The 12,107-nt window shown below is 41.9% G+C and carries 12 protein-coding genes; 10 read left to right on the forward strand and 2 right to left on the reverse strand.

All coding sequences use genetic code 11. The annotated features are described in order from the left end of the window. Positions 1-10 precede the first annotated feature (10 nt). The 4 genes from hrcA to dnaJ all read left to right on the forward strand — a co-directional run bounded on the left by hrcA (position 11) and on the right by dnaJ (position 4,971). Positions 11-1,054, forward strand: a complete 1,044-nt coding sequence (gene hrcA, locus DXC04_RS12210; protein ID WP_021861387.1) for a heat-inducible transcriptional repressor HrcA — start codon at positions 11-13, stop codon at positions 1,052-1,054. Positions 1,055-1,104: 50 nt separating this feature from the next. After that, the gene (gene grpE / locus DXC04_RS12215) at positions 1,105-1,704 is read left to right on the forward strand and encodes a nucleotide exchange factor GrpE (protein WP_186855362.1); all 600 of its coding nucleotides are present in this window, start codon (positions 1,105-1,107) and stop codon (positions 1,702-1,704) included. Positions 1,705-1,739: 35 nt separating this feature from the next. Continuing rightward, positions 1,740-3,623, forward strand: coding sequence for a molecular chaperone DnaK (gene dnaK, locus DXC04_RS12220; RefSeq protein WP_021861385.1), 1,884 nt, complete (start codon positions 1,740-1,742; stop codon positions 3,621-3,623). Between the two features lie 151 nt (positions 3,624-3,774). Then, complete coding sequence (gene dnaJ / locus DXC04_RS12225; protein ID WP_117537361.1) at positions 3,775-4,971, forward strand: molecular chaperone DnaJ; 1,197 nt, start codon at positions 3,775-3,777, stop codon at positions 4,969-4,971. Positions 4,972-5,076: 105 nt separating this feature from the next. Here dnaJ and DXC04_RS12230 read toward each other — a convergent pair whose 3' ends face one another. Then, entirely contained in the window at positions 5,077-6,339 is a 1,263-nt protein-coding gene (locus DXC04_RS12230; RefSeq protein ID WP_243112151.1) for an MFS transporter, read from the reverse strand. Positions 6,340-6,454: 115 nt separating this feature from the next. Here DXC04_RS12230 and DXC04_RS12235 point away from each other — a divergent pair, with 115 nt between their 5' ends. Beyond that, positions 6,455-7,351 (forward strand): AraC family transcriptional regulator, encoded by an 897-nt coding sequence (locus tag DXC04_RS12235; RefSeq protein ID WP_243060498.1) that lies wholly within the window; start codon positions 6,455-6,457, stop codon positions 7,349-7,351. 184 nt (positions 7,352-7,535) lie between these two features. Here DXC04_RS12235 and DXC04_RS16215 read toward each other — a convergent pair whose 3' ends face one another. Next, positions 7,536-7,652 carry a DUF6040 family protein gene (locus DXC04_RS16215; protein WP_226853948.1) on the reverse strand — a complete coding sequence of 39 codons (117 nt, stop codon included), beginning with the start codon at positions 7,650-7,652 and terminating at the stop codon, positions 7,536-7,538. Between the two features lie 203 nt (positions 7,653-7,855). On the opposite strand from DXC04_RS16215, the gene DXC04_RS12240 reads away from it, so the two are divergent. Genes DXC04_RS12240 through DXC04_RS12260 form a run of 5 tightly spaced genes read left to right on the forward strand, consistent with a single transcriptional unit; the run spans position 7,856 to position 12,089 of the window. Continuing rightward, on the forward strand, positions 7,856-8,152 hold the full coding sequence (locus DXC04_RS12240; RefSeq protein ID WP_243060496.1) for an STAS-like domain-containing protein: 297 nt from the start codon (positions 7,856-7,858) through the stop codon (positions 8,150-8,152). A 38-nt stretch (positions 8,153-8,190) separates the two neighbouring features. Beyond that, the gene (locus tag DXC04_RS12245) at positions 8,191-9,375 is read left to right on the forward strand and encodes an iron-containing alcohol dehydrogenase (RefSeq protein WP_199692549.1); all 1,185 of its coding nucleotides are present in this window, start codon (positions 8,191-8,193) and stop codon (positions 9,373-9,375) included. After that, on the forward strand, positions 9,368-10,762 hold the full coding sequence (locus DXC04_RS12250; protein ID WP_117537356.1) for an MATE family efflux transporter: 1,395 nt from the start codon (positions 9,368-9,370) through the stop codon (positions 10,760-10,762). Before DXC04_RS12245 ends, DXC04_RS12250 begins: the two co-directional genes overlap by 8 nt. Then, positions 10,759-11,709, forward strand: coding sequence for an ornithine cyclodeaminase family protein (locus tag DXC04_RS12255; protein WP_118661141.1), 951 nt, complete (start codon positions 10,759-10,761; stop codon positions 11,707-11,709). The genes DXC04_RS12250 and DXC04_RS12255 overlap by 4 nt, the downstream gene beginning before the upstream one ends. 2 nt (positions 11,710-11,711) lie before the next feature. Continuing rightward, on the forward strand, positions 11,712-12,089 hold the full coding sequence (locus tag DXC04_RS12260; RefSeq protein ID WP_021861380.1) for a RidA family protein: 378 nt from the start codon (positions 11,712-11,714) through the stop codon (positions 12,087-12,089). Positions 12,090-12,107 lie beyond the last annotated feature (18 nt).

Raw genomic sequence — 12,107 nt, forward strand, 5'->3', positions numbered from 1 at the left:
AGGAGAGCTGATGTTAGAAGAACATGGACTGAGTGATCGTAAGCTTAAGATTTTACATGCGATTATACAGACTTATCTAGAGAGTGGCGAGCCGGTCGGATCGAGAACCATTTCCAAATATACGGATTTGAATTTAAGTTCAGCAACGATCCGTAATGAGATGGCGGATCTGGAAGAACTTGGTTATATCATACAGCCACATACATCGGCAGGTCGTATTCCTTCGGATAAAGGCTACAGATTATATGTAGATATGCTGATGCAGGAGAAGGAGCAGGAACTGAATGATATGCAGGATCAGATGCTTCAGAAAGCAGATAAGATGGATCAGCTTCTGAAACAGGCAGCCAAAGTTTTAGCGAACAATACGAATTACGCAACGATGGTTTCCACTCCGATGAACAATTCCAATAAGATCAAGTTCCTCCAGTTGTCTATGGTGGATGAAGAACAGGTGATCGCGGTAATTGTTCTCGGCGGCAATGTGATAAAGAACAAGCTCATTCATCTGGAAGAACCGCTCAGCAATGAGAACCTGCTGAAGCTGAATATGCTTTTGAATACAACACTCAATGGTATGTCCATTGAGGAGATCAATTTAGGACTGATCGCAAGACTCAAAGAGCAGGCAGGTATTCACAGCGTGGTGATTGGCAACGTACTGGATGCAGTCGCAGATACGATACAGGTCGATGAAGATATGCAGATCTATACAAGTGGTGCGACGAACATTTTCAAATATCCGGAGCTCAGCGATAAGCAGAGCGCTCAGGATATCATCAGTGCATTTGAAGAAAAACAACAGCTTACAGAGCTTGTAACCCAGACACTTTCTCATGAAGAGAATACAGGAATTCAGGTTTATATCGGTGATGAAGCACCGGTACAGAACATGAAGGACTGCAGTGTCGTGACCGCAACCTATGAATTAGGCGAGGGCATGAAGGGAACGATAGGCATTATCGGACCGAAGCGGATGGATTATGAGCATGTTTTAAAATCTATGAAGCGTCTCCAGACAGAACTGGATCAGATGTTTCATAAGAATGAATAAGAAAGGTGGAAGTACCCTTGGAAGATAACAAAGAAAAGAGCCAGGAAGAGATGGTAAAGGAAGCTGTGGAGGAAGCAAAGAAGACAGCTGAAGCCACTAAAGAAGAGGCAGCCGAAGACGAAGCGAAGGAAGCAGAGACAGAGGACAGCAAAGAATCCGATACAGAAGAGAAGAAATCCGGCAAGAAGTTATTTGGCAAGAAGGATAAGAAAGATAAAAAAGACGAGAAGATTGAGGAACTGACTGACAGACTCACTCGTCAGATGGCAGAGTTTGATAACTTCCGCAAACGTACAGAGAAGGAGAAATCCCAAATGTACGAAGTTGGTGCGAAAGATATCATAGAGAAGATTCTTCCGGTTGTAGACAATTTCGAAAGAGGTCTGGATGCAGTGAAGGAAGAAGACAAAGAGGATCCATTTATCCAGGGAATGGAGAAGGTTTACAAACAACTGATGACAACACTGGAAGGAATCGAGGTGAAACCTATCGAAGCGGTAGGTCAGGAATTTGACCCGAATCTTCATAATGCGGTTATGCATGTGGAAGATGAGAATCTCGGTGAGAATATCATTGCCGAAGAATTCCAAAAAGGTTATATGTATCGTGACTCTGTAGTGAGACACAGTATGGTAAAAGTAGCAAATTAGAATTTATTTAGAAATAGAACAGGAGGACAATTATTATGGGTAAAATCATTGGTATTGACTTAGGTACAACAAACAGCTGTGTAGCCGTAATGGAAGGTGGACAGCCAACAGTTATCGCTAACACAGAAGGTGCAAGAACTACACCGTCAGTAGTAGCATTTACAAAAACAGGAGAGCGTCTTGTAGGTGAACCTGCAAAACGTCAGGCAGTTACAAACGCAGAGAGAACAATCTCTTCTATCAAGAGAGAGATGGGATCTGATTATAAAGTAACTGTAGATGAGAAGAAATATTCTCCGCAGGAGATTTCAGCAATGATCCTTCAGAAATTAAAAGCAGATGCAGAAGGATATCTTGGAGAAAAAGTAACAGAAGCTGTTATCACAGTACCTGCTTACTTCAACGATGCTCAGCGTCAGGCTACAAAAGATGCCGGTAAGATCGCAGGACTTGATGTAAAACGTATCATCAACGAGCCTACGGCAGCAGCACTTGCTTACGGACTTGACAATGAGAATGAACAGAAGATTATGGTATATGACCTTGGTGGTGGTACATTCGATGTATCCGTAATCGAGATTGGTGATGGTGTTATCGAGGTATTATCTACAGCAGGTAACAACAGACTTGGTGGAGATGACTTTGACCAGAAGATTACAGATTACATGATCGCCGAATTCAAGAAACAGGAAGGTGTAGACTTATCTACAGATAAGATGGCACTGCAGAGATTAAAAGAAGCAGCTGAGAAAGCGAAGAAAGAACTTTCTTCTGCAACAACCACAAATATCAACCTGCCATTCATTACAGCTACAGCAGAGGGACCGAAACATTTTGATATGAACCTCACAAGAGCTAAATTTGATGAACTGACACACGACCTTGTGATGAAGACATCTGAGCCGGTTCAGAGAGCATTATCTGATGCTGGTATCACAGCTTCTGAGCTTGGTCAGGTACTGCTGGTTGGTGGATCTACACGTATCCCGGCTGTACAGGAAGAAGTAAAACGTCTGACAGGTAAAGAGCCTAGCAAATCTCTGAACCCAGATGAGTGTGTAGCACTTGGTGCTTCTGTTCAGGGTGGTAAACTTGCAGGAGATACAGGCGCAGGCGACATCCTTCTTCTGGATGTAACTCCACTGTCACTGTCTATCGAGACAATGGGTGGTGTAGCTACAAGACTGATCGAGAGAAATACAACAATCCCGACAAAGAAGAGCCAGATCTTCTCTACAGCAGCAGATAACCAGACAGCCGTTGATATCAACGTTGTACAGGGTGAGAGACAGTTTGCTAAAGACAACAAGTCCCTCGGACAGTTCAGACTGGATGGAATCGCACCGGCTCCGCGTGGAGTACCGCAGATCGAAGTTACATTCGATATCGATGCAAATGGTATCGTAAATGTATCTGCAAAAGATCTTGGAACAGGAAAAGAGCAGCATATCACAATCACAGCAGGATCTAACATGTCTGATGAAGATATTGATAAAGCTGTAAAAGAAGCTGCTGCATTTGAAGCACAGGATAAGAAACGTAAAGAAGGAATCGATACAAAGAACGAAGCAGATGCATTCGTATTCCAGACAGAGAAAGCATTGTCTGAAGCTGGAGACAAACTGGATGCAGCTGACAAAGCAGCAGTAGAAGCTGACTGCAAAGCACTGAAAGATCTGCTTGAGAAGGCAAATACAGAAGAGATGACAGATGCTCAGATCGCTGAGATTAAAGCAGCAAAAGAAAAACTGACAGAGAGTGCTCAGAAACTCTTCACAAAGATGTATGAGCAGGCAGGAGCTGCAGCTGGCGCACAGGGAGCTGATCCGAACATGGGAACAGGTGCACAGGGAGCAGGTCCGGCACCGGAAGGATTCCAGGGAGACGACGTAGTAGACGGAGATTATAAAGAAGTATAAGACCTGGTAAGATAGGTTGTTCTGTGTGTCCGGTGTAAGCCGGGCACACAGAACTTCTTTCTGTTTCACAGTATCCGTAAGAAGCTGTCAGTGGCAGGTGCTTACAGGTACAGGAAAGGCAGATTAGATTTACAGTGGAAAGGGATAAGAGATGGCAGAATCAAAGAGAGATTATTATGAAGTGCTTGGCGTAAGCAGAGATGCAGATGAAGCCACAATTAAAAAAGCATACAGAAAAGTCGCTAAAAAATACCATCCTGATATGAATCCTGGTGATGCAGAGGCGGAAAAGAAATTCAAAGAAGCATCGGAAGCCTATGCGGTACTGAGCGATGCAGACAAACGTCGCCAGTACGACCAGTACGGTCATGCAGCCTTTGAAGGTGGCGCAGGCGGAGCCGGTGGATTCGGCGGATTTGATTTTAACGGCGCAGATTTCAGTGACATTTTCGGAGATATGTTTGGTGATCTGTTTGGAGGCGGCCGAAGAGGCGGTCGTGCCAGTCAGGGACCTATGAAAGGTGCAAACATCCGCAAGAGTGTCAGAATTACATTTGAAGAAGCAGTGTTTGGCTGTGAAAAAGAGTTGGATGTTGTATTAAAAGATTCATGTCCGAAATGTAATGGAACAGGTGCAAAACCGGGAACATCCCCGGAGACATGTTCAAAATGTGGAGGAAAAGGTCAGGTTGTTTATACGCAGCAGTCCTTCTTCGGAACAGTACAGAATGTACAGACCTGTCCGGACTGTCACGGAACCGGTAAAATCATCCGTGAGAAGTGTTCAGGCTGCGGTGGAACCGGTTATGTTTCCAACAGAAAGAAAATATCTGTATCCATTCCGGCAGGTATTGACAATGGACAGAGTGTAAGAATCCGTGAAAAAGGAGAACCGGGCGTGAACGGCGGACCAAGAGGAGATCTTCTGGTAGAAGTGGTTGTATCCAGACATCCGATCTTCCAGCGGCAGGATATGCATATTTTTTCTACGGTACCGATTTCATTCGCACAGGCAGCACTTGGTGCAGATGTGAAGATCAAGACCGTAGACGGAGATGTGATCTACACTGTAAAACCGGGAACCAAGACCGGTACAAAAGTACGTCTCAAAGGCAAGGGAGTTCCTTCTATCCGAAGTGCAAGCATCCGTGGCGATCATTATGTAACACTGGTGATCCAGACACCGGAACATTTAAGTGCAGAAGCGAAAGAAGCACTCCGCAAGTTCGATGAGCTTTCCGGCAATACTTTGCATACACCGGAATCATCCGAACCAAAGGATTCTGCAAAAGGTGGAAAGAAGAAAAAAGGCTTTATGGATAAAGTGAAAGAAGCTTTTGAGGATTAGAAGAGATTTATTAGCCATAGATGAATAATGAACAGAAAGAGAATGTGAATCGGATATAGAGATATATCGATGCATATTCTCTTTCTGTTTTTTTAAAATTGCTTATTAGCGATAGAAAACAGATGATAAAATTGTGCAATTGTGCTTGTCTGTGTGGCAGGACCGGTAAAAGAAGCAAAAATATTTAGTAATTTTCTTTTGTCTTCTGCAAAGAATGACTCCTATAAGTAGCAACACTGGAAAAATAATTCCTGCCAAAATTCCCATCTTTAGGTTATCCCCAAAAGCTCCTGATACCATTCCAACCAATGTAGGACCTCCTGAACAACCTATATCTCCACCTAATGCCAGCAATGCAAACATGGCTGTTCCCCCTTTGGGCAAAGCTGCCGATGCCTTGCTGAAAGTTCCAGGCCACATGATTCCCACTGAAAGCCCACAGACAGCGCAGGCAATCAGATTTAATAGCGGAATCGAGAATAATGAAATCCCTAAATAGGATAAAATACATAAAAAACTACTATAAATCATAAAGTGTTCCAAATTGATACGGTCACCATACTTACCATAAAACAATCTTGATATTCCCATTAGAACCGCAAATGCCATCGGCCCTGCTAAGTCGCCGGCTGCCTTTGAAATTCCAAGACCTTTTTCTGCAAAAGCAGAGGCCCATTGACTTACTGCTTGCTCACTTGCTCCTGCACATATCATCATAATCAACAAAATCCAAAAAAATTTCATCCGAAACAATTCCTTTAATCCAAGTCCGGTATCTCCATCCTCAAGCAATGGTGCAATGGGAACCTTTGAAAAAACAAAAGCATTTCCAATTGGAATAACCGCCCAAATAATGGCTAATATTTTCCAGTTATCTATACCGACTACATAAAAGAACACGGTTGATATGAGTACAACTCCGGCGTGTCCCCAGCAATAAAAAGAATGCAACAGGCTCATTGCTTTTTCCTTATTGTCGGATGGGCAAGCCTCAACAACTGGACTGACTAGGACTTCCAAAAGTCCACCACCCACCGCATAGATCATTACAGCAATCAAAATTCCAATAAAGGAAACTGGTAAAATCTCTGGTAAAACTGTAAGAAAGAATAATCCTGACGCTGCTAGAACATGAGCTATAATCATTGATATCCGATATCCTATTTTATCAACAAATCTGACAGAAAGAAAATCAACCAGTAGTTGTATCCCAAAATTAAAAGTCACTAACAATGTAATTTGGGAAATTGGAATATGATAGCATTTCTGAAAAAACAAAAAAAGCAGTGGTGTAAAATTATTAACGATAGCTTGTACAATATAACCTACAAAACAGGCTGTAATTGTCTTATTATATTGGTTTTTCATTTTGTCCTCCTCTAATAAATGTGATTATATCGTAAACTTTATATCTAGTCATTGTATAAAATCATATATTTATGGTACAATATAACAAATTTTATTATTTATGAGGAAATATAGCATGGAGACTTTTGAGATAACTACAGATGAAACACTACGAGAAACCATCCAGCATGGCAACAATCGTTATCCATTTGCATACTATCCTGATAATATTTGGAAATTTGACTTCCATCGCATTGACTGGCATTGGCATCATGAATTAGAATTTCTTTATACTGCTGAAGGTACTGCGCTCTGCCTTATAGGTACAAGCAAAATAGAACTACATAAAGGTTGCGGCATATTTATCAATAGCGGTGTCCTGCATCGTTTTGAAGCACAAAGCAGTACATTTGCACCTAATATTGTTTTTTCGCCAACCCTATTAGCACCCGAAAACAGCCTCATTTACGAAAAATATATTCTTCCTGTGATAAGCTCGTCTGCTCCATATCAAGTTTTCAGTCCATCCAACACATTTGGAAAACAGGTGCTACAACTTTTGTCGCAAATTTGTACTATTCAGGAAACTAAGCCGGATAATGAATTATGTACTATACAACTTTTATTTCAGCTTTGGAACATATTGCAAAAAAATATGGACTGGACTTCTGATTCTAACAGTATTCATCGATTAAATCACAAACAAGCAAGATTACAAGCTATGATGCAGTATATTCATGATCACTACATGGAAGAGATTACATTGGAGATGATTGCGGCATCGGCATCTATCAGCAAAAGTGGAGCATTACACATTTTTCAAACTGGCATCCACTGTTCTCCGGTAGCATATCTAATTCAATACAGACTAGCACAGGCTGCTGAACAACTTTATATCACTCAAAAATCGGTTTCTTCCATTGCAGAAGAAACCGGATTTACAAGTTCCGGCTATTTCTGCCGGAAGTTTAGACAATATTATCATATGAGTCCAAATGAATACAGAAAGAAGAAAACAGAGGAAATTTCTTAATTTCTACTTTCTGTAATCATACAATATTTGGAGATGATGTTGTTTTTCGTTATATTATCTGTATCAATTATGCTGACAATATACTATTTATGCATCATATTTACAATGTTCAAAAGATAAAAGTATTCTATATGCAAATGGATAGATTTATATATTTATATATTTTATCTATCTGTTTGCAATTTTAATAATAACTCCTTGTATCTCGCCAGCCTTTTATATACCACCTGATTGCAACATATACCAGTTGCACAAATAATAAGAGAAATAGCAGATTACCACAATGAATGTCTATGCACACTCTACAAGAAAAGCTAAGCGGGAATCCGCAAAGTTACTTGATAAAGTGGCAGGCAATGACTAAATAAAACATTCCCTTATTTCCCTTACGATTATCTCATAAGGGCAAAAATAAGGGAAAATTGACAACAGATGCCACAGGACATTTCGGAGAGGGTATTTTTTTTACATCCAAATGCCTGGAATCTATGGCAATCTGGTCAGATGATATTGTATATAGATATCATTGCACTTATTCCAGTAAAGGAGATGTGTCCGTTTGGTAATCCGGTTGCCAGATCACAGGCAAGACGTATATTGAGACGTCTGGAAGAATTTCAAGAGATTATTTTTGATTTTCGAGATGTGGAAATTCTCGGACAGGGATTTGCAGATGAAGTATTCCGTGTGTTCCAAAACAGATATCCGGAGATTGTACTGACCGTGCAGAATGCAAACAAGTCCGTACAGGGAATGATTCGGCATGTAAGTGGTGGACGGAACAAGACTTATCCGTTATAATAAAAGATACGGATTTGGAAACGGAAAGGAGAAAAATCATGCATAGTTTTGAACAATATATGCCAACGAAGATTGTGTTTGGCAAAGAGGCAGAGCTGAAAGCAGGAACACTTGCAAAGGAATGGCAGGCAAAGAAAGTTCTGCTTGTTTATGGTGGTGGAAGTGTCGTTCGAAGTGGGCTGCTCGGACGGGTTGAAGCGGTTTTAAAAGCAGAAGGAATCGAAGTGGAAGAACTTGGAGGCGTGAAGCCGAATCCAAGAATGTCCCTTGCAAAAGAAGGCGTGAAAAAGGCAATCAATTCTGGCGCTGATCTGGTTATGGCAGTTGGTGGAGGAAGCTGTATTGATACTGCTAAAGCAATTGCAATCGCAGCAGCAAAACCGGGAACAGATCTGGAAGAATTCTGGAGTGGTAAAGTTCCAATTGAGAAGGCACTTCCGGTTGGAGTTGTACTTACGATTGCGGCAGCAGGAAGTGAGATGAGTGATTCTGCTGTATTGACAAATGAGGAGACCGGAAAGAAAGTAGGTGCACACAGTGATCTTGTGCGTCCGAAGTTTGCAATGATGAATCCGGAACTGATGTATACGTTGCCGAAGTATCAGCTTACATGTGGAATTGTAGATATTATGATGCATACAATGGAGCGTTATTTCACACCGGTAGATGGTAATGAACTGACAGATGAGATTGCAGAAGGTGTTCTCCGCACAGTGATTCGCAATGGATTAAAAGCATATGAAGATCAGCAGAATTATGATGCATTAAGTGAAATCATGTGGTGCGGAAGCATTTCGCATAATAATATGACAGGACTTGGAAGACCAAAAGATTTTGCATGTCACAAGCTGGGGCATGAGATCGGTGGCATGTTTGATGAAGCACACGGAGCAACACTTTCCGCAGTATGGGGAAGCTGGGCACGGTATGTTTACCAGATTGACATCCCAAGATTTGCACATTTCGGAAGAAAAGTCTGGGGGATTGAAGAAGTGGATGATATAAAGGCTGCACTGGCAGCGATTGAAGAGACAGAGAAGTTCTTTGAACGAATCGAGATGCCAGTATGTATTGGACAGATGAAGACCGGCGTACTGGAAGATGATGTTCTTATGCAGATGGCAGATAGTGCGACAAAAGGAGATACTGTAGAACTTGGAAGCTTTAAGAAACTGAAGAAGCAGGATATGTACGAAATCTACAAAGCAGCAAATCATGAATAAGACGAAGAACTTAAATATCGACTGGAAACTTTTTTATAAGAGCGTATTTGCACTGGTAATCCCGATGGCATTACAGAATCTGATTAATGTCGGTGTGACGGCAACGGATGTGATTATGCTTGGAAAAGTCGGAGAAAAGGTACTGTCAGGAGCATCACTTGCCGGACAGGTGCAGTTTATTATGACACTGATTTTCTATGGTACGACATCCGGAGCAACGGTGCTGACCGCACAGTATTGGGGAAAGAAAGACACAAGAACGATAGAAAAAATACTTGGTATCGGGCTTCGTACCGGACTGACAACGGCGGTTGTATTTGCAGTGGCGGCACTTGGCATACCGGGGCTGCTGATGCGGATCTATACTTCTGATCCTGTTGTCATAGCAGAAGGTGTGAAATATTTAAGAATCGTGGCACTTTCTTACATATTTATGGCAGTAACACAGGTATATCTGAATATTATCCGCAGTATGGAGAAGGTTGTCATAGCAACATTTATCTATGCAGTGTCGCTGGGTCTGAATATTATTATCAATGCTGTGTTGATCTTTGGGATGTTTGGATTTCCGAAACTAGGCATTGCGGGTGCGGCGATCGGAACATTGTGTGCAAGAGGTGCCGAGACGATTATGGTACTGTTCTATGCATTCTTGAAAAATAAAATCGTACGGATCCGGTTGCAGGATATGCTGCACATTGATCCTGTTTTATGGAAAGACTTTCTTGTTTATGCACTTCCGGTTGTATTAAACGAATTAATGTGGGGACTTGGAAGCTCTGCGAATACGGCAGTGATCGGTCATCTTGGAAGCGCGGCAGTTGCGGCTAATTCTGTGGCACAGGTGGCAAGACAGCTTGCAACGGTTGTAGCTTTTGGTATTTCAAATGCAGCGGCTATTTATCTAGGCAAGACAATTGGTGAGAAGAAGATGGAACATGCGAAAGCGTATGCAGTCCGCTTTATCTGGTTGAGCCTGTTGCTCGGAGGACTTGGAGGACTTCTGATCCTGCTGGCGGCACCGCTTGCAAGAGCGAATTTGGCACTTACGGCACAGGCGGGAAGTTATTTAAGCTTTATGTTTTTTGTCATGTCGTATTTTACTGTGGCGCAGGCATTTAATACGACAATGGTGATCGGAATTTTCCGGTCAGGAGGAGATACCAAATTCGGAATGATCATGGATGTATCAACGATGTGGGGCTGCTCAATCTTATTGGGAGCGGCAGCAGCATTTATCTTCCATGCCGGTGTTCCGGTTGTTTATATGATATTGATGAGCGATGAATTGATCAAGATACCGATTACGATTAAGCGGTATTTAAGCTATAAGTGGTTGAAAGATGTCACAAGAGAAAGAGAAGAATTGGAAGGAGAAGTAGTATGATAGTTTTAGACAGTGAACAGATTGATAAGCTGATCGACAGAAATGAGATGATGGATCAGATTGAAGAAGCCTATAAGATTTTTAAAGCAGGTGATTATTATATGCCGCCGCGTCCGTGTGTAGAAGATGCGAACAAGACAATGATGTATATGCCATGTTATACGAAGGAAGTTATTGGAACAAAAATTTTAAGTATTTTTCCAGATAACGCAGAACTTGGTTTGCCATCTATCGATGGAATCATGTATCTGAATGATTATAAGACAGGGAAACCGCTGGCAGTAATGGACGGCCAGAGGGTAACTGCATGGAGAACAGGAGCAGTCGGAGGTGTCGGCATCCGGCATTTATCCAGAAAAGACTGTCATACAGTCGGAATCGCAGGAGCCGGTGTACAGGGATTCTATCAGGCGTTGTATGCATGTGCGGCAAGACCGATTGATACGGTTTATGTGTATAATCACAGTGACAGAGATCTGACAGATTATCTGGCAAGACTGGAAAAAGCTATTGATAACCCGGATGTAAAGGTAGTACAATGTAAGACAGTGGAGGAGATGGTTAAAAACAGTGAGATCATTTGTACAACAACACCTTCCACGCAGCCGGTATTACCGGATGACAAGGATTTGTTAGAAGGAAAATGTATCATTGCAATCGGTTCTTACACGCCTGAGATGCGTGAGATTCCGGATGCGATCTGGGATTTGACAAATGAAGTCTACATTGAGCTCCCATATGCATGCGAAGAGAGTGGAGACTTAAGTCAGCCGATAAAAGATGGACGTCTGAAAGAAGAGCAGACAATTTTAATGAGTGATTATCTGGCAGGGAATCCGCAGGAAATTACCGACCCAAAAAAGACCACCTATTTTAAATCCGTAGGTATGGGACTTTTTGATGTGTGTATTGCACAGAAAATATTAGAAAAAGCAAAGGAGAACTAATTATGAAAGTAGTAGCAACAGAAAAAGCACCAAAAGCATTAGGACCTTATTCACAGGGATATGTTCATGGAGGAATGTTTTACTCTGCAGGTCAGATTCCAATCAATCCGGCTGTAGATGCAGTAGAAGCGGAGACAATCGAAGAGCAGACAGAACAGGTATGCAAGAACCTGGCAGCAGTTCTGGAAGCAGCAGGAACATCTTTTGACAAAGTAGTTAAGACAACATGCTTCCTTGCAGATATGAATGATTTCGCAGCATTTAACGAAGTATATGCAAAATATTTTACATCTAAACCGGCAAGAAGCTGTGTTGCTGTAAAGACACTTCCGAAGAATGTCAAATGCGAAGTAGAACTGATCGCAGCAGTAGAAGAATAAGAAAGAGCTGTTTCACAG

It is taken from the genome of Dorea sp. OM07-5, from assembly GCF_003481355.1.
GTDB classification, from domain to species: domain Bacteria; phylum Bacillota; class Clostridia; order Lachnospirales; family Lachnospiraceae; genus Dorea_D; species Dorea_D hominis.

What these genes read in the sequence shown, in the direction of transcription:
- hrcA (WP_021861387.1), top strand. Translation starts at nt 11, where the DNA reads ATGTTAGAAGAACATGGACTGAGTGATCGTAAGCTTAAGATTTTACAT.
- grpE (WP_186855362.1), top strand. Translation starts at nt 1,105, where the DNA reads ATGGTAAAGGAAGCTGTGGAGGAAGCAAAGAAGACAGCTGAAGCCACT.
- dnaK (WP_021861385.1), top strand. Translation starts at nt 1,740, where the DNA reads ATGGGTAAAATCATTGGTATTGACTTAGGTACAACAAACAGCTGTGTA.
- dnaJ (WP_117537361.1), top strand. Translation starts at nt 3,775, where the DNA reads ATGGCAGAATCAAAGAGAGATTATTATGAAGTGCTTGGCGTAAGCAGA.
- DXC04_RS12230 (WP_243112151.1), bottom strand. Translation starts at nt 6,339, where the DNA reads ATGAAAAACCAATATAATAAGACAATTACAGCCTGTTTTGTAGGTTAT.
- DXC04_RS12235 (WP_243060498.1), top strand. Translation starts at nt 6,455, where the DNA reads ATGGAGACTTTTGAGATAACTACAGATGAAACACTACGAGAAACCATC.
- DXC04_RS12240 (WP_243060496.1), top strand. Translation starts at nt 7,856, where the DNA reads ATGATATTGTATATAGATATCATTGCACTTATTCCAGTAAAGGAGATG.
- DXC04_RS12245 (WP_199692549.1), top strand. Translation starts at nt 8,191, where the DNA reads ATGCATAGTTTTGAACAATATATGCCAACGAAGATTGTGTTTGGCAAA.
- DXC04_RS12250 (WP_117537356.1), top strand. Translation starts at nt 9,368, where the DNA reads ATGAATAAGACGAAGAACTTAAATATCGACTGGAAACTTTTTTATAAG.
- DXC04_RS12255 (WP_118661141.1), top strand. Translation starts at nt 10,759, where the DNA reads ATGATAGTTTTAGACAGTGAACAGATTGATAAGCTGATCGACAGAAAT.
- DXC04_RS12260 (WP_021861380.1), top strand. Translation starts at nt 11,712, where the DNA reads ATGAAAGTAGTAGCAACAGAAAAAGCACCAAAAGCATTAGGACCTTAT.